Here is a 21,063-nt window from a genome sequence, read left to right as displayed (position 1 = left end):
CATTTTCTGTTTCCTCCTTAGGCGTGAATCGGTAACCCGTCCACGGCGAGCGCCGCTTCTTGGAATGCTTCGCTCAGTGCCGGGTGCGGGTGGACGAGCTGACCCATCTCCCAAGCCGTCGCGTTCAAGACGAGGGCGAGCCCGCCTTCAGTGATCAGTTCTGTCGCTTTCGGTCCGACGATGTGCACTCCGAGCAGGTCGTCAGTGTCCGAATCTGAGATCAGCTTGACGAATCCGTCGGCCTGTCCTTCGATCCGGGCTTTCCCGAGACCGTTGAAACGGTACGTCCCCGTCTTGACAACGTGTCCCGCTGCTTTTGCCGCCTCTTCGGTCAATCCGACCGATGCGACTTCGGGTACACCATATACACAGCGCGGGATGACGTTGTAGTCGAGCGGTGTCGGTTCTTGACCGAGAATCGCTTCGACCGCTTTGACACCTTCAGCTGACGCGACGTGGGCGAGCTGGAGTTTTCCGATGCAGTCGCCGATCGCAAAGATGTGACGTTCTTTCGTCCGATATTGCGAGTCGACTTGGATGACGCCGTTCTCGACGATGATCGACGTGTTCTGCAGCCCGAGGTCTTCCGTATTCGCGATCCGACCGATCGAGACGAGCACACAGTCGACCGTGATCTCTTCGTCGCCGACCGCGAGCGCGACATCGTCCGCTGACACGGTCGTGCGTTCCGGGTCGACCGTCACATTTTTCTTCACACGCACGCCGCGTTTCTTGAGCAGTCGCTCGACTTCTCGCGAGACGGCCTTGTCTTCGAGCGGTAACAGACGTTCGCCGACCTCGATCAGCGTCACGTCGACATCGAGGTCGATCAGCATCGACGCCCATTCGACGCCGATGACGCCGCCTCCGATGATGGCGATGGACGTCGGCAACTGCTCGAACTGGAGCAAGTCGTCTGAATTGAGGATGCGCTCATGATCGAACGGCAACCCTGGGAGCTCCCGGGGGATCGATCCCGTCGCGATGATCAACTGGTTCGGCAACAACAGCTCCGACTCGCCGGTTTCATCCTCGACCGCGACCGTTCCCGGTTGGGGCGAGAAGATGCTCGGTCCCAAGATCGAGGCTTTGCCGCGGAACACTTCGATTTTCCCTTGCTTCATCAAGTGCTCGATGCCTTTCTCAAGGCCGGAGACGAGCTCTCGTTTGAACGTTTGTGCCCGTCCCATGTTGAACGTGACCGTCCCGACTTCTACGCCATACGTTTCGCCATGTTTCGCCGTTTGATAGACGTGCGCTGCCTTCAAGAGCGCTTTTGTCGGGATGCAGCCTTTATGTAGACATGTCCCGCCTAGTTTTTCCGCCTCGACGATCGCGACGTGCTTACCGGCCTGCGCCGCTTTGATCGCGGCGACGTAACCACCAGGTCCGCCGCCGATGACGATGACATCAAATTCTCGTGCCATGTGTATCCCCCTCATATGCTTTTACAGCTTCTTCTTGCCGGATGATCCGGAGGGCCCCTTCCGTGAGCGCCTTCAATTCATCCTCACCCGGATAGACGTGGACGGGTGCCAAGTAGCCGACCCGGTCTTTGATCTTCCCGGTCATCCAATCCGAGTAGGCGATCCCGCCCGTCAAGATGATGGCATCGACGTTCCCTGACAGCGTGGCCCCGTGCTTGGAGATCTCTTGGGCGACTCGGTACGCCATCGTCTCATAGAGAAGTGCGGCCTTATCGTCACCTGCCGCCATCCGGTCTTCGATCTCGATGGCGTCGACCGTCCCGAGGTGCGCATACAATCCACCGCGACCGACGATTTTCTGTTTCATATCGTCTTTATTATACCTGGTACTATAACATAGTTCTACTACCTGTCCAACAGGAATCGAGCCGGCTCGTTCCGGTGCGAGCGGACCGTCGCCGTCGAGTCCATTGTTCACATCGATGACGTTCCCGGACGCGTGCGCCCCGACCGTGATGCCGCCCCCGAGATGCGCGATAATCAAGTTGAGCTCGTTGTAATCGCTTCCATTTTCTGCGGCGAAGCGCTTGCCCACGGCTTTTTGATTCAAGGCGTGGAAGATGCTCCGTCGATTTATTTCTGGCATGCCCGTCGCTCGTGCGAAGTCATGCATCTCGTCGACGACTACCGGGTCGACGATAAAATTCGGTACTTGAAATAATTCTCCGAGCTTATAGGCGATCAAGCCGCCCAAGTTGGATGCGTGCACGCCGTAGCGCCCACTCGTAAGATCTTCGCGCATGAGTTCATTGACGGCATACGTCCCCGAAGTCATTGGGGCGAGCAGTCCGCCGCGACCGACGATCGCCGACAACGATTCGCCGGCGATGCCCGATTCAATTAACAAGTCCCGTACTTCTTGCTCCCGGTGAGGCAATTGTTCCGGGAGTGACAATCCTGTGACATCTTCTCCGTGGCGGACCGTTTTCGACAAAATTTCGTCTGAGCCCTCAAATAAACCGACTTTCGTTGACGTCGATCCCGGATTGATCGCTAGAACGAGCTGTCTCGTCATATTAGCGCCCACCTAACAGGCTTTTTTCGACTTTCAAGAACTGGCTGCGCGAGCGCGACATCATCTGGATGCGCTCTTCGGCCATCTTCTCTGCCGCGACGTGAGTCGGTACCCCGTCCCGTTCAGCGATTTCGAATACACGCTGCATGTTGTCATAAATCAAGTCGACTTTCTTCATGGCCCGCTCGCGGTTGTACCCTTCAAGCTCATCGGCCACATTGATGACACCGCCTGCGTTGATGACGAAGTCTGGTGCGTAAAGAATACCTCGCTCCTCTAACACGTCGCCGTGACGGTCTTCAGCGAGTTGGTTGTTGGCCGCACCGGCCACGATTTGAGCTTTCAGTTGCGGGATCGTCGCATCGTTGATGACCGCACCGAGCGCACATGGCGCGAAGATGTCACACTCGACCGCATAAATCTCATCCGGTTTGACGACTGTCGCGCCAAAGTCCGTCTCGGCCCGTTTGAGCGCGTCTTCGTTAATGTCCGTGACGATCAGATGTGCGCCTTCCTCGTGCAAGTGGCGGCACAAATTATAGGCGACGTTCCCGACACCTTGAACGGCGACCGTCTTGCCGGCGAGCGAGTCGGAACCAAACTTCCACTTCGCGGCAGCCTTCATGCCGCGATAGACACCGTACGCGGTAACAGGAGACGGGTTGCCGCTCGAGCCGAACGCTGGGCTGACGCCCGTCACGTAGTCGGTCTCCATATGGATGAAGTCCATGTCGGCGACAGTCGTGTTGACGTCTTCAGCCGTGATGTAGCGACCACTGAGCGACTGGACGTAACGGCCGAAGGCACGGAACAATGCTTCCGATTTGTCCGTCTTCGCGTTCCCGATGATGACGGCTTTCCCGCCGCCGAGGTTGAGTCCCGCCGCCGCATTCTTGTACGTCATCCCTTTGGCGAGACGTAGCACGTCTGTGAGCGCTTCTTCTTCTGATGTATAATTCCACATCCGCAGTCCGCCGAGGGCTGGTCCGAGCGTCGTATCATGAATCGCGATGATCGCTTTCAAGCCTGATGCTTGATCTTGGCAAAATACAATCTGCTCATAGTCTTCAGCCTGCAATACGTCAAAAATTCGAAAGCGTGGTTCCATGTTTGTTTCCATCATTTTTTATTCCTCCTGGGTCATCACTTATTTTTTAGCGTGCAGTAGCGCGAACGCGAGCGAATAAAGTTTCGCCTCGGCCGTATCGGCCCGGCTCGTCAAGACGACGGGGGCACTGGCCCCGACGACGATCGCCGCGACGCTGGCCCCGGCGAAGTACATGATCGATTTATAAAGGACGTTGCCGACCTCTATGTATGGGACGAGCAACAAGTCGGCTTGTCCGGCCACTTCACTAGCGATCCCTTTTTGTTTGGCGGCAATCATGTCGACCGCGTTGTCGAGTGCGAGCGGTCCATCGACGACGCAACCCTTGATTTGGCCGCGCCGGTTCATCTGGGCAAGGAGCGCGGCGTCGGTCGTCGCGGTCATTTGCGGATTGACCACTTCAACTGCCGCGATTGCAGCGACACGTGGCAACTCGTAACCGATATCTCGCATCGCGCCGACCGCATTATGAATGATATCGACTTTCTCTTCGAGCGTCGGAGCGATATGGATCGCCGCGTCGGTCACACCGATCAACCGCTCCCGATTTGGAATTTGGAACAAGGCGACGTGGCTTAGCGTGCGATTCGTCCTTAGTCCCGCCTCCCGGCTGAGCACCGCCTTCATGAAGATCGATGTCGACACCATTCCTTTCATGAGGACATCAGCCTCACCGTTGCGAACCGCGAGCGTCGCTCGTTTGGCGATATCGGCTTCTCCCTTGACGTGTAAAATATCGATCGTCGACTCGGCAATGTCATGTTCATCACACAAGCGTTTAATCTCCCGGGCATCCCCGAATAGGATAAATCGTGACAATCCATGGTCGGTCGCAAGCTTGACGGCGCGGATCACTTCCACGTCGGCCGCCCCGGCAATCGACACGGTACATCCATCTAACCGTTTTGCCCGTTCAAGCATCCTGTCAAAGTTCATCGTTGTCCCCCCTAACCTGTCTACACTTTATATTATGCAAGTTTGCTTCCGCTTTTGAAAGCGCTTTAAACGAAGGGTCACCCTGCAATACATTGCATAGTAAGCAGAATTATGCATGCATATTACTGCAGACGTTCAAGTTTATTATACAGCGTCCGGATCGAGATGTGTAACCGCCGCGCTGCTTCTGATTTGTTCCCGTCCGCTTCAGCGATCGCCCGGTCGATCAAGTCTCGTTCATAGCGAGCGACGGCGTCTTGAAGCGATACGGCTTCGACTGATCGCGCCGTGACGGTCCGTGTCGATAGTTGAAGGTGATGGGGAGCGATCCATTGCTCAGAACTCGCCATATAAATCATCGCCCGGCCGATCACATTCTCAAGCTCACGGACGTTCCCTTTCCAGTATTGACTCTTTAATAGTTCAATCGCAGCTTGATCGACCCCATGGACGAGTCGACCATACTCTTGATTCAGTTTACGGATAATCCGCTCGCAAAGCGGCTCGATCTCTTCAAGTCGGTCACGGAGCGGCGGGATGTGGATCGGCATCCGGTTGATCCGATAATATAAATCCTCGCGAAACGTCCCGTCCGCCACTTTCTGTTCTAAGTTCGCGTTCGTCGCCGCGATGATCCGGACATCGACCGGGATCGCGTTCGTGCCCCCGACTCGAACGACTTCATGTTCTTGGAGGACCCGGAGTAGCTTGACTTGAACGTCGACCGGGAGTTCGCCAATCTCGTCTAAAAACAAAGATCCGCCGTCCGCCTCCTCGAAATAGCCAACTTTCCCGCCGCGCCTTGCCCCGCTGAACGCACCATCCTCATACCCGAACAGTTCGCTCTCTAACAGCGTCGGCGAGATGGCTGCACAGTTGACCCGGACAAACTTTTTAAACTTCCGCGGCGATTCGCCGTGGATGGCGTGGGCGAACAGTTCTTTGCCGGTGCCGGACTCGCCGCGTATGAGCACGGTGACCGGCGTGAGTGCCGCTAGGCGGGCTTGTTCGATGACGAAGCGCATCGCTTCGCTCGTCGCAATGATATCTGTAAATTGATATTTCGCCTCCAAGTTGCGAATCCGCGTCTTCGCTTCCTTCAACTCATCACGCAACGCCCGGATTTGGGACACGTCGCGAATGACGCCGACGGAACCGCGCAGCTTCCCTTCGACCACAATCGGTTCGGCGTTGACGAGGATGTCTCGGCGCGTCGCCCCGATCTGCATCCGAATATCACGTACGCCTTGACCAGTCGATAAAACTTTCAAGTGCACGCTCTCCTGCACTCCAATGTCTGCCGTCGCCGGTTTATCAACGACATCTTCTTTTTTAAATCCGGTCAGGCGGGTATAGGACGGATTGATTAAAATCGTATTCCCGTTATGGTCGGCGACCGAGATCGCCTCGCTCGTACAGTCGATGATCGCTTCGAGCATCTGTTGGTTCTGCTTCAGCCGCTCGACGACGATCCGGATAAACTCGCCTGGTAGCACGACCGCCTCCGAAAAATGGTCCTTCAGTTCAACGAACGTCTCGCTCTGTCCGGTCGTCTCGATCACAAAGTCGACTTTTTTGTCAGCACACGCGTGCCAATCGCTCGAAGTCTGGATTCCCCAACTCCGTGCTAGCTTCAACCCCTCTGCTGCTATGTCCGAGTCGATGACGGCAGCGACGGTGACGAGCGGGGAATCAAGGAGCATCTTGAGCACCTCGGTCCCGCCTTTCCCCGCTCCGACAATCAACAATCGTTTATTCATTTTTAAAATCCCCCAATTTTCCTAATCTATATTCATGCTACTCAACCGCCTTCCTTTTCGCAACTCTTCGAAAAAGGCAGTGTTTCCGCTCTCGTTTTCTGTTAAAATAATGAGTGGAAAAGGAGGAGATACTATGCGTGCGATCGCGCTTCTGATCCTAATCATCCCAGGCCTATTCGGTGTCTACGGCATCAAGCTTTTACGTGACAGCTTCTTTTTAAAAACGAGTGCCCCGTTCACATGGATCGAGTCGGTTGCTGCAGCATCGATGTTGCAAGGAACGTTCGGTCTGTTACTGGCAATGGGCGGTATCGGTTTCGTTGCAGGGTATATCTTTAATCGCGACAAGAAGACAGGAAAAGTCCCACGAATAGATTCTTGAACACACAAAAAAAAGGTTCCCTAACTTGACTTCATTTCAAGTGCGGAACCTTTTTATTCATATTGAATTGTGATCACTACGGATGATCTCCTTTCAGACTTGCTATACTGCTTTGACATGAGATCCAATGGTCTTCTTAATGAAGAAGTTTGAAAGAAATTAGTAACTGCCGTCTTGCGTGAACGGAAACGTACTCATTCGAGTTACTAACAAATGTTCATCGGGTCATGTCCAACCATCCATTGTGAAGTCGAACGCTTGCCATGAGATGTTCAACGATTGACAACACTCCTTTTGGTCAACTGAACGATTCGTTTTACCCTGACATGGGTCCCTAGCTTCGAACCGATGTCGGAATCGTCTCGCAAATGAGCGAATGTCGCGACCTCTCGTCGGAACAATAACGATTTGAGATGTCGTTCGCACCTCTGAGCTATTAACGGATAGCGAGCCGAGATGATTTCTTGCTCTAACCTGTTCCGGAACATGTTAGAAAGCGTTCATCTGACGCTCGTCCAAGTAACTTGGTACACCTTTATTATAACAAGAATCATCAAAAATGCAAGCGCTTTCTTTATAAAAAAGAAAAGAAATCAGGGGGATTCCCCTGACTCCTTCATTGTTGTTTGAACGATTGGTACGTGACGAAATACGAAATAAATTCTGAGTTTTTCGGGCTGCGCTCTCGCTCTGGACGACCGTCAAACATCTCGTGATCCCGCATCCCGTTTTCCCAAGCCGTCTTAATCGCGTGACGCATCGCCCGCTCGACCCGAGACGACGTCGTCTCATGTTCTTTGGCGATCATCGGATACAATTCCTTTGTGATCAACCCTAAAAGTTCTTGCCGCTCCCTAACATAGACGACCGCTTGGCGGATATACTTAAACCCTTTGATCCGCGGCGAGATGCCGAGCTGTTGCAACAAGAGCGAGATGTCGAGTTCTTCTGGCGACATCGGCTCGAACTCGCGGCTTGAACCCGCGGCCAGCTCGCGGATTTTAGAGATCAGTTGTTGAATGTTGAACGGTTTGACCAAGAAATAAGAAGCACCCAGTTGAACGGCCTGTTTCGTGACTTCATCTTTCCCGAAAGCGCTGAGCATGATCACTTCCGGCTTCGTGTGCGGCAAGTCTACTTGAAGCCGTTCTAGCACACCGATCCCGTCAAGATGCGGCATGATGATATCTAGCAGTAGCACGTCCGGCTGGTGTGTCTTGACGACGTCTAAGCATGCTTCGCCGTCGAAAGCGGTCCCTACGACTTTCAAGTCGGACTCGGACTCAAGTTGTCGAGTCAACAAGTCGACGATTTCACGATTGTCGTCCGCAATGCATAATGTAATCAATTAAGACACTCCTTCGATAAACTTCCGTTTTAATTGGAGGGACATATCAAGTAGCTCCTCCACATGCTGTTTCGTCAGATCGGTCATTTGCGCACCGGCAATCATTCTTCCGAGTTCATCGATGCGGTCCTCATGGTTAAGCGCGGCGACGTTTGTCTTCGTCCGTTCGTCCGTCTCGGTCTTCGTAATATACAAGTGATGATCCGCCATGGCGGCCACTTGGGCCAAATGCGTGATACAAAGCACTTGTGAACCGACCGACAAGCGGAAAATCTTCTCCCCCATCGCTTGGGCAACCCGTCCCGAGACACCCGTATCGACTTCGTCAAAGATAATTGACGCGACACCGACCGTCCTTGAGAAAATCGATTTTAACGCGAGCATGACCCGTGACAGCTCTCCGCCCGAGGCGACTTTCGCTAGCGGCTTGAACGGCTCTCCGACGTTCGTCATCATATAGAATTCGACTTGATCGAGCCCGTCCGTCTTGTACGACACTTCTTTGAACCGGACCTCGAACTTCGTCTTCTCCATGTAGAGCTCTTTCAACTCACGCTGAATCGCCTTCTCAAGCTCGCCGGCCGCTCGTTTCCTTGCTGCCGACAACTCGAGGCCGGCCGAACGCATCAAATGTTCGAGTCTGTCGAGTCGATCTGTTATTTCTTGAAGATGTTCTTCCCGATTTGTCATCGTTTTTAACTCTTCTGTGATTTTTTCTCCGTACGTGATGACGTCGTCAATCGTCGCCCCGTATTTCCGTTTTAATTGTTGGAACAACGCGAGGCGCGTTTCAATCTCATCGAGCCGGATCGGATCAAATTCAAGCGAATCGAGTTGGTCGCGCAATTGGAACTTGGCGTCTTCAAGCAGGAAGTACGCGTTCGAGATCGTCTCGGCCATCGGCGCAAGTGACGCCGTGAGCGCCGAACCTTCCTCCATCTCCCGCATCGCGATGCCGATTTGATCAATCCCTTTCCCCTCGTCCGCAACGGCGTCGTAGGACAAGCGGACGTGCTGATGAATCCGTTCAAAGTTCGCAAGTTCGTTCCGTTCTTCAGTCAACGCCTGCTCTTCCCCGACTTTGAGCTCGGCCGCGTCGATTTCATTCGTTTGAAACGATAATAAGTCCATTCGTTGGGCCAATTCCTGCTCGCTCTGGCTGAGTCGTTTCAGTTCATCAGCGACACGTTTCCAATCGGTGTACGTCTCGTGATAACGCGCTAACAACGGGGCCAGATCCGTTTCGCCGAAACTGTCCAATATGCCGAGATGGTGCTCGGCATCCATCAAATGTTGGTGCTCGTGTTGTCCATGAATATCGACCAAGAGACGTCCCAACTCACGCAACGTCGACAGCGGCATCATTTTGCCGTTGACACGACACACACTCTTGCCGCTACTATGTAAATCACGGCGCAAAATGACGGTCCCTTCCTCGATCTCGATTCCGTACTGCGTCGCCGCCTCGATGATCAGGTGATCGGGTTCGACGACGAACAGCCCTTCGATTTCCGCTTTATCTTGACCGTAACGCACGAATTCACTCGAACCTCGTCCTCCGACGAGCAGTCCGATCGCATCCAAGAGAATTGATTTTCCCGCCCCCGTCTCTCCGGTCAATACGGTCATCCCGCGCTTGAACGTGACGTTCAATTCATCGATGATCGCAAATTGTTTGATCGATAGTTCTGCTAACATCTGATAATTCACCTCATAACATTCCGAGTAGTCGTTCGATGATCTGCTTCGCCTGGTCCTCATCCCGTGCAATCATCAAGATCGTATCATCCCCGCACACTGTCCCGATCAATTCATCCCATGACAAGTGGTCAATCAAGACGCCGATCGCGTCCGCATTACCGGGCAACACTTTCATGACGACCAAGTTTTGGGCCGAGTCGACTGAGACGAAGCTGTCGCCGAGTATCCGTTTCATCTTGCCATACGGGTTGAAGCGCTGGTCGGCCGGCAGACTATACTTATAGCGGCCGTCATTGAGCGGCACCTTGACGAGATGAAGTTCTTTAATGTCACGCGACACTGTCGCCTGCGTCACTGGGTAACCAGACCGATGGAGTTCGTCCACGAGTTCATCTTGGGTCTCAATTTCACGATTCGTAACGATCTCTCGAATTTTAATCAATCGTTGTCCTTTGTTCATACAACCTGACACCTCATTTTTCGTTTCACATATACAGTATCATTCTAAAGTATTGGCGAAAAAAGGTCTACCATTCCAAGGTTGAAAAGGAAAGATATGGTGAGCAACCACCTTCAAAAACAGCTGCAGACAAATCGTCTGCAGCTGTTCATACGGTTTTCTTCAGTTGAGTATGTGCCTTGTCGATGACCGCTGACACGTCGAGAGCTGGTTCGATCCCACCGATCCCTGTGTAACGGGCGAACAGCAAGAATTCGATATTGCCGTCACCGCCAGTGATCGGCGAGAAGTCGAGCCCTTCGACCCAAAACCCTTCAGATGCGAAGTAGCGGACCATCTCATTGACGACGCGTTCATGAATCGACCGGTCCCGAACGATGCCTTTTTTTCCGACATCCGCTTTACCGGCCTCAAATTGAGGCTTGATGAGCGCCATGACGACACCGTCCGGTTTTAAAATTTGTTTTAACGGCGGAATCATCAGCCGAAGCGAGATGAACGAGACGTCAATCGTCGCAAAGTCGGGTTGAATCGGGAACTGCTCGTTCGTCGCGTGCCGAAAGTTCATCCGTTCCATGACGACGACGCGTTCGTCGCTCCGAAGCTTCCAAGCCAACTGATTGTAACCGACGTCGACCGCATACATTTTCGTCGCCCCGTTTTGAAGGGCACAGTCGGTAAAACCACCCGTCGACGAGCCGATATCGATCCCGATACGCCCGGAGACGTCGAGCGGGAACACTTGGAGTGCTTTTTCAAGCTTTAGCCCGCCACGGCCGACGTAAGGCATTGTCTGCCCTTTGACTTCGAGCGGGATGTCGTCAAACACTTTATCGCCGGCTTTATCGAGCCGTTCGGTCCCGCTGTAAACGATTCCGGCCATGACGGCCCGTTTCGCTTTCTCTCTCGTCTCCGCTAACCCGCGATCGACGAGCAATACATCTAATCTTGTTTTATTTCGTTTTTCCATAATTCCTCACACATTCTGTCGATTTGTCATTTGAATGAACTGCTCTACCGATTCCGCGATTTGAGACGGTCTGAGCCCGATTTCTTCTAGCAGTTGATTGACCGCGCCATGTTCAATATAACGGTCCGGAATCCCTAGACGAAGGACGCGCGGGAACTGTCTCGCATCACTCGCATGCTCGAGCACGCTGCTTCCGAATCCTCCGGCAAGAACGGCCTCTTCGAGCGTGACGAGCGGGATGCCTTCCTCATAGAGCGCGGTAAGCATCGCATCGTCGAGCGGTTTGATCGTACGGCAGTTGATGACCCGTACGCTCCGTTGTCCTTCGAGGAGCGTTCTCACTTCTAGCGCATCTTGCACTTGCGGCCCGAACGTCAAGATGGCCACGTCCGTCCCGTCAGCCACGACTTCCCACTCATCGAGCGGAAGTTCACGCAACGTCTCACTCATCGGGGTACCGATGCCTTCTCCGCGCGGGAACCGCACAGCAATCGGTCCATCATCGTATTTTAACGCCGTGTAGACGAGATGTTGCAATTCTTCCTCATCTTTCGCCATCAAAATCCGAATATTTGGCACATGGCGCATGAAGGCGATATCGAACACGCCTTGGTGCGTCTCCCCGTCGGCGCCGACAAGGCCCGACCGGTCAATCGTGAAGACGACGTTCAAGTTTTGGCGGCAAATATCGTGCACGAGCTGATCATATGCGCGCTGGAAGAACGTCGAATAAATCGAAACGACCGGTTTGAGACCTTGTGTCGCTTGACCTCCGGCGAGCGTGACCGCATGTTGCTCGGCGATGCCGACGTCAAACATGCGTTCCGGGAATTGCTTGTTGAAACAGTCCAGTTTCGAACCGACGCTCATCGCTGGCGTGATCAACGTCACACGCTCATCCGTCTCCGCGACTTTCGTGATCGTTTCGGCCACGACTTTTGAATAACTCGGTCCTTTGACTTTCCCTTTAATGACTTCACCAGATTCAATCTTGTACGGTCCGAGACCGTGCCACGTCCCGATGCCGTCTAGTTCGGCCGGGCGATAGCCTTTGCCTTTTTTCGTGATGACATGGACGAGTACCGGTCCATCAATTTTTTTCGCATACTCGAGTGTCTCGAGCAAATCTTTCAAATCGTGACCGTCCGTCGGTCCAAAGTAAGTGAAGCCAAGTTCTTCGAAGAACGTACCCGGTATGAGTGCCGACTTCAACATATACTTGACTCGTTCGCCACTGCGTTCGAGCGAACTTCCGACAATCGGGATGTGCTTGATGAGCGCTTCGACTTCCTCGCGGGCATGCTTCAGTTTACGTGACGCGCGCATCCGGCCGAGCATATTATGCATCGCCCCGACGTTTGGCGCGATCGACATTTCATTGTCGTTTAAAATGACGATGACGTTTTGTTTCTCGGCCCCGATGTGATTGAGTGCTTCGAGCGCCATTCCGCCCGTGAGAGCACCGTCTCCGATGATGGCGATGGCGCGATCATTCGCTCGCCCTTTTAGCTCGTTGGCGATGGCAATCCCCATTGCCGCCGACAACGAGGTCGAACTGTGCCCCGTCTCCCATACATCGTGCTCGCTCTCACAGCGCTTCGGAAACCCACATAAGCCATTATACTGGCGAAGCGTGTCGAACTGGTTCGTCCGTCCCGTTAAAATTTTGTGGACATAGGCTTGATGCCCCACGTCCCATACGAGTTGATCTTTCGGGCTGTCAAATACACGGTGCAAGGCAAGCGTCAACTCGACAACGCCGAGGTTCGGTCCGAGATGCCCTCCCGTTTCTGCCAATTTTTCAATCAAGAACCGTCTGATGTCTGCGCCAAGCGCTTCGATCTCGGTCACCGACATTTTCTTTAAAAATGACGGGTCTTGAATGGATGTCAGGTCCATGATGACCATCCTTTCTCCTGTCGTATTACTGATTCGTACCTTACATTTTACAAGAATGTGTCCATATATGCTATACATACAGAAAAACAAAGGTGACACGATGTGCTCATCGTGTCACCTAAAGTCAATGATTGCGTTTGACGACAAAGTAAAGTAGCTCATGCAAACGAGGTGAAGCGACCGACAGTTCGGCGAGCGCAGCTTCAGCTTGCGCGACTTCCTGAGCGAGCGCTTGTTTCGCACCATCAAGACCGAGCAGCTTCGGATACGTCGATTTATCGTTCCCTTCATCCGAACCGACGCGCTTCCCGATCAACGCCTCGTCGCCTTCGACGTCTAAAATGTCATCTTGGATTTGGAACGCAACACCGAGATGCGCTCCGAAACGCTTCAATGCCGCTTGATCGCTTGCGGACGCATCGGCCAAAATCGCGCCTGCTTCGAGCGCATAGACGAGCAGCGCCCCGGTCTTGCGGGCATGAATCGACTGAAGCGTCTCGAGCGATACGTGTTGTCGTTTCTCGGCTAACATGTCGTCTAGCTGTCCACCGACCATCCCGGCGCTACCGGCCGCCTCGCTGAACCGTGAAATCAAACTCACTAGTTTTTCAGGCGCGGCGTCCGTGCGGGTGATCACCTGAAATGCGTCCGTCAAGAGCGCATCGCCCGCAAGGATCGCGGTCGCTTCATCAAACTGACGATGGTTCGTCGGACGGCCTCTGCGGACATCGTCGTCGTCCATCGCCGGCAAATCGTCATGAATGAGTGAATACGTATGTACCATCTCGAGTGCGACGGCGGCTTCGTGACCGAGTTCAATCGGTCGGCCGTATGTATCGAGGACGGCGTACAGGAGGGCCGGACGAATCCGTTTCCCACCTGCCTCTAATGAATAGGTCATCGCTTCGAACAGTCGCTTCGGCATGGCCGCGTCGTCAACGAGACGACTCATCGCCTGTTCGACCGCACGTTTCCACTCATCGAGCATCAACTGACTCATACGGCGCCTCCTTTGTCACGGAGCGTACCGTCCAGTTCTAAAATTTCGTCCATTTTCTTTTCGGCAGCCGTCAATTTTGACTGACAAAGCGCCGACAGACGAACACCTTCCTCGTAGAGCGTCATCGCTTCTTCAAGCGCGACTTCTCCAGTCTCAAGCTTCGCCACGATGTCTTCGAGTCGGGCCAGCGCCGTCTCAAACGTCTGTTCTTCTTGTTTCTTCGCCATAATGTCTCTCCTTCACTTCCGCGACGGCATGACCGTCACGGAAACGGATCGTCACGACTCCGTCATGTAGTTGTTTGACATCTTTCACGTACGTCCCGTCTTGCTCGGTAAGCGTATAGCCTCGGGATAGGACCGCGAGCGGGCTGACCGCATGCAACCTGCCGGCCTGCGCGGTAAAGCGTTCGGTCGGCCGTTCGAGCGGCCGGATCCGGTTCAGTCGTCCTTCAAATTGACGGTACCGTTCATCGTTCGTCCGCAGTGCCCGAGCCAAATTCCGGACATCGAGCCGCTGCTGCGATTGAGCGAGACGATGGCGGGCGAACGTCAGTTGTTTGGTGACACCTTGCTCGAGACGGATCTCAGCCTGAGCGAACCGGTCCCGCTTTTGTGAGAGCGTGAACCGCGGCGACTTCAACCCGTAGCTGTTCGCCGCCCGTTCGAGCCGGTCGCGCACAGCTGTCATTTGATTCGTGACGGAACGCTGCAACTGCATCGTCAAACGCTCGACGTCTTTTCGCTGCGCATCGATCGTCGCCGTCGCGAGTTCCGCCGCAGCCGTCGGTGTGGCCGCACGTAAGTCGGCGACGAAATCGGCAAGCGTGAAGTCGGTTTCGTGACCGACGGCCGAAATGACCGGAATCGTCGAGTTGTAAATCGCTTCAACGACGATATCTTCGTTGAACGCCCACAGTTCCTCGATCGAGCCGCCGCCCCTGCCGACGATCAAGACGTCACAGTCCGTCCGTTCGTTCATCCAGCGAATCGCACTCGCTACTTGCGGGGCCGCCAAGTCACCTTGGACGGCAACCGGCGCGAACGTGATGGCTACGTGTGGCGCCCGGCGCCGCAGTGTCGTCGCGATGTCGTGCAAGGCAGCACCTTTTGGGGACGTAATGATCCCAATCCGTTCAGGGAAGGCCGGGAGCGAACGCTTCCGTTCCTCGTCGAACCACCCCTTCGCTTCGAGTTCGCGCTTTCTCGCCTCGTAACGCTCAAACAATAGACCGACACCGTCTTGACGCATCAGTTCAACGTACAGCTGAACGTCACCTGTTGCCTCGTACATCGTCACGCGAGCGACGACGACGACGTTCATCCCGTCTGTCGGTTCGAACGTGAGCGTTCTGGCGTCACGTGAAAACATGACGGCTTTCATGCGAGACGCCTCATCTTTCAACGTGAAATAGCAATGACCCGAAGCGTAACGTTTAAAGTTCGAGATCTCACCGACGACCGCGATTTGTTGTAAAATCGGATCGTCGTCAAGCTGTCGTTTGACGTAACGGACGACTTCGGACACTTGAATCGGATTAGCCACGCGAAGCGACCTCGACCGTGTTATGCATGAGCATCGTGATCGTCATCGGTCCGACGCCGCCAGGAACAGGCGTGATGGCGCTCGCGACGTCACGGACGCCTTCATAGTCGACGTCCCCGACGAGACGATTGTCGACACGGTTGACACCGACGTCGATGACGATTGCACCTGGTTTGACCATGTCGGCCGTGATGAGTCCGGCCCGACCGACCGCGACAATCAAAATATCGGCCTGTCTCGTCATCGCTCCGAGGTCAGCCGTCTTCGAATGGCAATACGTGACGGTCGACGACTCGTTCAAAAACAGCATGCCGACCGGTTTGCCGACGATTTGGCTTCTGCCGACGACGACGACATGCTTCCCGACGAGGTCGGTCTGCGTTTTGACGAGGTGTAAAATCCCGTGCGGCGTGCACGGCAACAGCGTGTCAAGACCGAGCATCATTTTCCCGACGTTCTCCGGATGGAAGCCATCGACGTCTTTCTCCGGTGAAATCCGCATGATGACGCGAGATTCATCGATATGGTTCGGTAACGGGAGTTGGACGAGAATCCCATGTACCGCTTGATCTTCATTCAATAAATCAATCAGCTTCAGTAAATCCGCTTCGGTCATGTCATCATCAAATCGAAGTATTTGCGAGTCGATGCCAATCTCTTCGGCCGCTCGCTCTTTCCCGCGAACGTAACTGTGGCTCGCTGGGTCGTCCCCGATTAAAATGACTTTTAATTTCGGGGTGATGCCGCGCGCCCGAAGAGCTGTCACCTGATCTTTCAACGTTTCCCGATACGATGCTGCGATTTGTTTCCCGTCGATCACTACTGCCATCTCTCTCATCCCCCATTGTCTTAGGTTTCTCTGTAGTTGGTGTGGTGTCTTCTCTATTTGTTTAACAGACCGTGTGCTTGTCTTCGCTTACGCTTTAATGATGTTACCGAGCACGCCGTTGACGAGCTTGGCCGCTTCTTCATCGGCGAACGATTTGGCGAGTTCGACCGCCTCGTTGATCGTGACTTTGTCCGGAATCGTCTCGACGTAGAGCAACTCGTACGTCGCCATGCGGAGAATCGTCCGCTCGACATTTCCGAGACGGTCGAGTCTCCAGTTTTTCAAGTTTTCGATGAGCAATTCGTCAATCTCATCTTTCTTCTCCAACGTTCCAACGACGAGTTGTTCGTAGAATGGATCAGAGTCCATACCATCAAGGGCAAATTCGATAGCCTCGTCTACCTCAAGTTTTGATACTTCGATTTGAAAAAGCGTTTGAATCGCTTTTTCCCGTGCTTCATGACGTTTCATTCAGATACTCTCCTTTTGCTTGCTTTCATCTTTAATCGGCAAGGATACCCCTACTTCAATCGTGCTCCGGGCACAGCCCGACGATAAGTGGGGGAGAAATTGCCGCCGGGACTGAATCACGCATGTCCGTTTTGGCAGACAACGTCGCTATCGATACCGGCCTCATCTCTTGCCCATCCTCTCCGGTTGTTCGTTTGTAAACTGTTCTCTACGGGAAAAAAATATTATCTCTAGTGAAAGGCGGTGAACCCAATGTCCACCATCACTGCGAAGGTCCAACTCTTCGTCCCGCCCCCTCAAGCGGCTATCCTGAGGGCAACGATGGACGCATACCGGTCGGCTTGTGACTGGCTGTCGGGACACGTCTTCGAGACGAGGGACCTGAACCAGGCGAGCCTCAACGACTCGCACTATGCCGAGCTCCGGCAACGGTTCGGCCTGAAGAGCCAGATGGCCCAGTCGGTCATGAAGACGGTGATCGCTCGGTACAAGTCGGCGAAGTCGAACGGGCACGCGTGGTCCCGTGTGGAGTTCAAGCGTCCCGAATACGACCTCGTCTGGAACCGCGACTACTCGCTCACCCAGGACCGGTTCAGCGTGAACACGCTGGACGGACGGATCAAGCTGGACTATGCGCGTAAGGGCATGAGGCAGTACTTCAACGGGACGTGGCGGTTCGGCACAGCCAAACTGGTGCACAAACACGAGAAATGGTTCCTACACATCCCCGTGACGAAGGCGTTCCCCGAACTCGACGACGCTTGCGTCACAAACATCGTCGGTGTGGACCTCGGCATCAACTTCCTGGCGGTCACGTACGACAGCCAGGGGCGAGACCACCTTCTACGACGGAAGAATGGTGAAGCACAAGCGAGGCACGTTTAAAGCGACCCGCGAACAGCTGCAACGACGGCAGACCCCATCGGCCCGCAAGCGGCTGAGACAGCTCGGCTCGAGAGAAAACCGTTATGTGACCGATGTGAACCATCAGGTCACGAAGGCACTCGTCGACCGATACCCGAGGGGCACGCTGTTCGTGTTGGAGGACCTGACCGGCATCCATGCCGCCACAGAGAAGGTGCGGGCGAGAAACCGCTACGTCTCCGTGTCGTGGGCGTTCTACCAGTTCCGTCGCATGCTCGAGTACAAGGCCGCACTGAACGGTCAGAAGGTGATCGTCGTCGACCCGAGACACACCTCCCAGACCTGTCCGACATGCGGGCACACCGAGAAGGCGAACCGGGACAAGAAGCTGCACACGTTCCAATGCAAGAACTGCCGGTACCGATCGAATGATGACCGCGTCGGCGCGATGAACCTGCATCGGAAAGGCATCGAACACATCGGTACAGGTGCCACGGGAGCATGACCCCCATGGAAGGGGCGAGGTCAACCGTCCCGATGTTCCGCCACGCGAAGGTAGGAGGCGCATGAGCGCCGTCCGCACTACCGGGCAGGAACGAGCGTAACCGTACTCTACGAGGGTAGAGGCGCCGTCGAGTCCTCGATGGACGCAAGCCCCCACCTCAAACGGACCGTCAAGGCGTTAAGTGGCGGGTTGTTGACTGTGATAGTTTAGCATAAAGCACTCACAAATTCAGTACAAAAAACAAGGAAGCCCGAAATAATGTTCGGGCTTCCTTGTTCGACTCATTTCGTCAGTATCATTTCTTTTTCGACAAATTTCGTGTCGAACGCACCGTTGCGGAAATGTTCGTGCGCCATGACTTGTTGATGGAACGGAATCGTCGTATGAATACCCGACACCGTGAACTCGTCAAGGGCACGGAGCATCTTCGCGATCGCTTCCTCGCGCGTCGGGGCGTGGACGATCAGCTTCGCCACCATCGAGTCATAGAACGGCGGGATGACGGCACCTGCGTATAAGCCGCTGTCGACCCGTACCCCCATTCCTCCTGGAACGATATATTGATCGATCTTGCCGGCCATCGGACGGAAGTCGGTGAACGGGTCTTCGGCGTTAATGCGGCATTCGATCGAATGACCGCTAAAGACGATATCGGCCTGTGAGATGGCGAGCGGATGCCCGAGCGCGACTTCAAGTTGCGCTTGGACGAGATCAAAGCCGGTGATCATCTCCGTGACCGGATGCTCGACTTGGATTCGCGTGTTCATTTCCATAAAGTAAAACTCGTTCGATTCAGGGACGTAAATAAATTCGATTGTCCCGGCGCTCGAGTATTGGATCGCTTTCGCCGCTTTGACGGCCGCTTCTCCCATCGCTTGACGCGTCGCCTCGTCGATCGCAGGCGACGGGGCCTCCTCGATCAGTTTCTGCATCCGGCGTTGGATCGTGCAGTCCCGTTCTCCTAAATGAATGACGTTCCCATACTGGTCAGCGAGCACTTGCACCTCGACGTGACGGAACGATTCGATATATTTCTCTAAATAGACGTCACCGTTCCCAAAAGCTTGTTTCGCTTCTTTACGGGTCGCGACGAGTCCTTTGATGAGCTCTTCTTCGTCGAAAGCGACACGAATGCCGCGTCCGCCGCCTCCGGCCGTCGCCTTGATAATGACCGGATAACCGATTTCTCGAGCGAGTTCAATCGCCTCATCATCCGTCACGACACCGCTCGATCCCGGGACGACAGGAACACCTGACTCGATCATCGTCCGTTTCGCTTCATCTTTAATGCCCATCTTCCGAATCGCATAGCTGCTCGGACCGACGAACTGGATCCCGCACGCTTCACTCATCTCGGCGAACTCGGCATTTTCTGCCAAAAATCCATACCCCGGATGGATCATCGTCGCATCGACCGCACAAGCGACCGACAAGATGTTCGGGATATTCAAATAAGAGTCTTTCGACGGGTTCGGCCCGATACAATACGCCTCGTCCGCGAGACGAACGTGCAACGCCTCACGATCCGCCTCCGAAAAGACGGCGACTGTCGGGATATTCATTTCTTTGGCTGCCCGAATGATTCGTACCGCGATCTCGCCGCGGTTTGCAATGAGTAATTTCATAGCACCCTCACTTCACGCTAAAGAGCGCTTGGCCATATTCGACTAAATCGCCGTCGGCGACGAGGATTTCAACGACTTCCCCGCTGATTTCGGCCTCGACGTCGTTGAACAGTTTCATCGCTTCTAATATACAGACGACCTGACCCGTCTCGACACGGTCGCCTACTTTGACGTACGTGTCTTTATCCGGGGCCGGGCGTGAATAAAACGTTCCGACCATCGGTGATGTGATGGTACGTAAGTTGCTCACTTCCGCTTGAGGCGCTTCGCTCTCGTCTACGGCTGGTGCAGATAACGGAGCAGTACTCGGTTGAGCAAGCGGTGTGCTCGTGACGATTTGTTGCGCCGTTTCTTTTTTTAATGACAGTTTGAACTCGGACGTCTCGAGCTCCATCTCATGGATAGACGTCTGGTCGAGCAGTTCAATCAGCTCTTTAATGTGATCGATTTGCATGAAATAACCCCCTATTTATACCTGGTACTAATCTCTACTCTACTATAACTGGTCAGACCAGTGAATGCAACGACAAAAAAAGTGCCCATTCGTTTGAATGGACACTGCTCGTATTACCCGTTATAACGTCCCATGAAGTCGCCGGTACGTGTGTCGACCGTCACTTTTTCACCTGGCTCGATGAAGAGCGGGACTTGAATGATATGGCCCGTCTCGACCGTAGCGTTCTTTTTGACGTTCGACGCCGTATCCCCTTTAACACCTGGGTCAGCTTCTGTGATCGTCAAGACGACCGTCGTCGGAAGTTCGATCCCGAGGATCTCACCGTTATAATCAGCGATGCTCACTTCCATGTTCTCGAGCATGAACGGAAGCGCCGCTTTCACTTGCTCGCCCGTCAATTCGAGCTGCTCATACGACTCTGTATCCATGAAGACGTACGTGTCGCCCATCGGATACAAATACTGCATTTTTTTACGTTCGATGTGAGCGCGTTCGACCCGCTCGCCGCCCCGGAACGTCGTCTCTTGAATCGCGCCAGAACGTAAGTTGCGCATTTTCGTACGAACGAACGCTGCGCCTTTACCTGGTTTGACGTGCTGGAACTCGATGACTTGCCAAATCGACCCGTCTGATGTTTTGACTGTTAACCCTGTCTTTAAATCGTTTACTGATACCATAGTGATTTCCTCCTAAAAATGAGC

Annotated in this window: 19 protein-coding genes and 1 pseudogene; 2 read left to right on the top strand and 18 right to left on the bottom strand. The window is 54.1% G+C overall.

Annotated features, from left to right (window positions below; all coding sequences use genetic code 11):
* Positions 1-17: 17 nt before the first annotated feature.
* The 5 genes from lpdA to EVJ28_RS05240 form a co-directional block, all read right to left on the bottom strand.
* Positions 18-1,427, bottom strand: a complete 1,410-nt coding sequence (gene lpdA, locus EVJ28_RS05260; protein WP_131458854.1) for a dihydrolipoyl dehydrogenase — start codon at positions 1,425-1,427, stop codon at positions 18-20.
* Positions 1,411-2,502 carry a butyrate kinase gene (gene buk / locus EVJ28_RS05255; RefSeq protein ID WP_131470192.1) on the bottom strand — a complete coding sequence of 364 codons (1,092 nt, stop codon included), beginning with the start codon at positions 2,500-2,502 and terminating at the stop codon, positions 1,411-1,413. Before buk ends, lpdA begins: the two co-directional genes overlap by 17 nt.
* A gap of 1 nt (position 2,503) precedes the next feature.
* Positions 2,504-3,625, bottom strand: a complete 1,122-nt coding sequence (locus EVJ28_RS05250) for a Glu/Leu/Phe/Val family dehydrogenase (protein ID WP_070327065.1) — start codon at positions 3,623-3,625, stop codon at positions 2,504-2,506.
* Positions 3,626-3,649: 24 nt separating this feature from the next.
* Positions 3,650-4,546 (bottom strand): phosphate butyryltransferase, encoded by an 897-nt coding sequence (gene yqiS, locus EVJ28_RS05245; protein ID WP_201738348.1) that lies wholly within the window; start codon positions 4,544-4,546, stop codon positions 3,650-3,652.
* Positions 4,547-4,668: 122 nt separating this feature from the next.
* Positions 4,669-6,306, bottom strand: a complete 1,638-nt coding sequence (locus EVJ28_RS05240) for a sigma 54-interacting transcriptional regulator (RefSeq protein WP_131458856.1) — start codon at positions 6,304-6,306, stop codon at positions 4,669-4,671.
* 133 nt (positions 6,307-6,439) lie between these two features.
* Between EVJ28_RS05240 and EVJ28_RS05235 the strand changes: the two genes are divergently transcribed.
* Positions 6,440-6,688: a DUF2627 domain-containing protein gene (locus EVJ28_RS05235; protein ID WP_131458857.1), complete on the top strand. Its 249-nt coding sequence runs from the start codon at positions 6,440-6,442 to the stop codon at positions 6,686-6,688.
* Between the two features lie 616 nt (positions 6,689-7,304).
* Here EVJ28_RS05235 and spo0A read toward each other — a convergent pair.
* The 10 genes from spo0A to nusB form a co-directional block, all read right to left on the bottom strand.
* Entirely contained in the window at positions 7,305-8,036 is a 732-nt protein-coding gene (spo0A, locus tag EVJ28_RS05230) for a sporulation transcription factor Spo0A (protein WP_084812906.1), read from the bottom strand.
* Positions 8,037-9,734, bottom strand: coding sequence for a DNA repair protein RecN (gene recN / locus EVJ28_RS05225; RefSeq protein WP_131467856.1), 1,698 nt, complete (start codon positions 9,732-9,734; stop codon positions 8,037-8,039).
* Between the two features lie 13 nt (positions 9,735-9,747).
* Positions 9,748-10,197 (bottom strand): transcriptional regulator AhrC/ArgR, encoded by a 450-nt coding sequence (gene ahrC / locus EVJ28_RS05220; RefSeq protein ID WP_016510386.1) that lies wholly within the window; start codon positions 10,195-10,197, stop codon positions 9,748-9,750.
* A 148-nt stretch (positions 10,198-10,345) separates the two neighbouring features.
* Positions 10,346-11,167 (bottom strand): TlyA family RNA methyltransferase, encoded by an 822-nt coding sequence (locus tag EVJ28_RS05215; RefSeq protein ID WP_131488210.1) that lies wholly within the window; start codon positions 11,165-11,167, stop codon positions 10,346-10,348.
* 6 nt (positions 11,168-11,173) lie between these two features.
* Complete coding sequence (dxs, locus tag EVJ28_RS05210; RefSeq protein ID WP_070327906.1) at positions 11,174-13,066, bottom strand: 1-deoxy-D-xylulose-5-phosphate synthase; 1,893 nt, start codon at positions 13,064-13,066, stop codon at positions 11,174-11,176.
* Positions 13,067-13,190: 124 nt separating this feature from the next.
* The gene (locus EVJ28_RS05205) at positions 13,191-14,066 is read right to left on the bottom strand and encodes a polyprenyl synthetase family protein (RefSeq protein ID WP_131458859.1); all 876 of its coding nucleotides are present in this window, start codon (positions 14,064-14,066) and stop codon (positions 13,191-13,193) included.
* Entirely contained in the window at positions 14,063-14,293 is a 231-nt protein-coding gene (gene xseB, locus EVJ28_RS05200) for an exodeoxyribonuclease VII small subunit (RefSeq protein WP_016510387.1), read from the bottom strand. The genes EVJ28_RS05205 and xseB overlap by 4 nt, the downstream gene beginning before the upstream one ends.
* Positions 14,262-15,611, bottom strand: a complete 1,350-nt coding sequence (xseA, locus tag EVJ28_RS05195; RefSeq protein WP_131488208.1) for an exodeoxyribonuclease VII large subunit — start codon at positions 15,609-15,611, stop codon at positions 14,262-14,264. The genes xseB and xseA overlap by 32 nt, the downstream gene beginning before the upstream one ends.
* A complete protein-coding gene (gene folD, locus EVJ28_RS05190; protein ID WP_131488206.1) occupies positions 15,604-16,440 on the bottom strand; it encodes a bifunctional methylenetetrahydrofolate dehydrogenase/methenyltetrahydrofolate cyclohydrolase FolD in 837 nt (278 codons plus the stop codon). Before folD ends, xseA begins: the two co-directional genes overlap by 8 nt.
* 87 nt (positions 16,441-16,527) lie before the next feature.
* Positions 16,528-16,911, bottom strand: coding sequence for a transcription antitermination factor NusB (nusB, locus tag EVJ28_RS05185; RefSeq protein ID WP_131458862.1), 384 nt, complete (start codon positions 16,909-16,911; stop codon positions 16,528-16,530).
* 252 nt (positions 16,912-17,163) lie between these two features.
* Between nusB and EVJ28_RS05180 the strand changes: the two are divergent.
* A pseudogene (locus EVJ28_RS05180) lies at positions 17,164-18,280 on the top strand (RNA-guided endonuclease InsQ/TnpB family protein).
* Positions 18,281-18,561: 281 nt separating this feature from the next.
* Here the strand turns inward: EVJ28_RS05180 and accC are convergent.
* The 3 genes from accC to efp all read right to left on the bottom strand — a co-directional run bounded on the left by accC (position 18,562) and on the right by efp (position 21,039).
* On the bottom strand, positions 18,562-19,905 hold the full coding sequence (accC, locus tag EVJ28_RS05175; RefSeq protein ID WP_131488203.1) for an acetyl-CoA carboxylase biotin carboxylase subunit: 1,344 nt from the start codon (positions 19,903-19,905) through the stop codon (positions 18,562-18,564).
* Positions 19,906-19,912: 7 nt separating this feature from the next.
* Positions 19,913-20,359, bottom strand: coding sequence for an acetyl-CoA carboxylase biotin carboxyl carrier protein (accB, locus tag EVJ28_RS05170; RefSeq protein ID WP_131458864.1), 447 nt, complete (start codon positions 20,357-20,359; stop codon positions 19,913-19,915).
* A gap of 113 nt (positions 20,360-20,472) precedes the next feature.
* Positions 20,473-21,039, bottom strand: a complete 567-nt coding sequence (efp, locus tag EVJ28_RS05165; RefSeq protein WP_070327053.1) for an elongation factor P — start codon at positions 21,037-21,039, stop codon at positions 20,473-20,475.
* Positions 21,040-21,063: the final 24 nt, after the last annotated feature.

The sequence above is a fragment of the Exiguobacterium sp. SH3S3 genome, assembly GCF_004337115.1.
GTDB classification, from domain to species: Bacteria; Bacillota; Bacilli; order Exiguobacteriales; family Exiguobacteriaceae; genus Exiguobacterium; species Exiguobacterium aurantiacum_A.
This window is presented reverse-complemented; position numbering and strand designations above follow the sequence as displayed.

Bases quoted from the DNA above. Each gene is read 5' to 3' on its own strand.
- lpdA (WP_131458854.1), bottom strand. From the start codon at position 1,427: ATGGCACGAGAATTTGATGTCATCGTCATCGGCGGCGGACCTGGTGGT.
- buk (WP_131470192.1), bottom strand. From the start codon at position 2,502: ATGACGAGACAGCTCGTTCTAGCGATCAATCCGGGATCGACGTCAACG.
- EVJ28_RS05250 (WP_070327065.1), bottom strand. From the start codon at position 3,625: ATGATGGAAACAAACATGGAACCACGCTTTCGAATTTTTGACGTATTG.
- yqiS (WP_201738348.1), bottom strand. From the start codon at position 4,546: ATGAACTTTGACAGGATGCTTGAACGGGCAAAACGGTTAGATGGATGT.
- EVJ28_RS05240 (WP_131458856.1), bottom strand. From the start codon at position 6,306: ATGAATAAACGATTGTTGATTGTCGGAGCGGGGAAAGGCGGGACCGAG.
- EVJ28_RS05235 (WP_131458857.1), top strand. From the start codon at position 6,440: ATGCGTGCGATCGCGCTTCTGATCCTAATCATCCCAGGCCTATTCGGT.
- recN (WP_131467856.1), bottom strand. From the start codon at position 9,734: ATGTTAGCAGAACTATCGATCAAACAATTTGCGATCATCGATGAATTG.
- ahrC (WP_016510386.1), bottom strand. From the start codon at position 10,197: ATGAACAAAGGACAACGATTGATTAAAATTCGAGAGATCGTTACGAAT.
- EVJ28_RS05215 (WP_131488210.1), bottom strand. From the start codon at position 11,167: ATGGAAAAACGAAATAAAACAAGATTAGATGTATTGCTCGTCGATCGC.
- dxs (WP_070327906.1), bottom strand. From the start codon at position 13,066: ATGGACCTGACATCCATTCAAGACCCGTCATTTTTAAAGAAAATGTCG.
- EVJ28_RS05205 (WP_131458859.1), bottom strand. From the start codon at position 14,066: ATGAGTCAGTTGATGCTCGATGAGTGGAAACGTGCGGTCGAACAGGCG.
- xseB (WP_016510387.1), bottom strand. From the start codon at position 14,293: ATGGCGAAGAAACAAGAAGAACAGACGTTTGAGACGGCGCTGGCCCGA.
- folD (WP_131488206.1), bottom strand. From the start codon at position 16,440: ATGGCAGTAGTGATCGACGGGAAACAAATCGCAGCATCGTATCGGGAA.
- nusB (WP_131458862.1), bottom strand. From the start codon at position 16,911: ATGAAACGTCATGAAGCACGGGAAAAAGCGATTCAAACGCTTTTTCAA.
- accC (WP_131488203.1), bottom strand. From the start codon at position 19,905: ATGAAATTACTCATTGCAAACCGCGGCGAGATCGCGGTACGAATCATT.
- accB (WP_131458864.1), bottom strand. From the start codon at position 20,359: ATGCAAATCGATCACATTAAAGAGCTGATTGAACTGCTCGACCAGACG.
- efp (WP_070327053.1), bottom strand. From the start codon at position 21,039: ATGGTATCAGTAAACGATTTAAAGACAGGGTTAACAGTCAAAACATCA.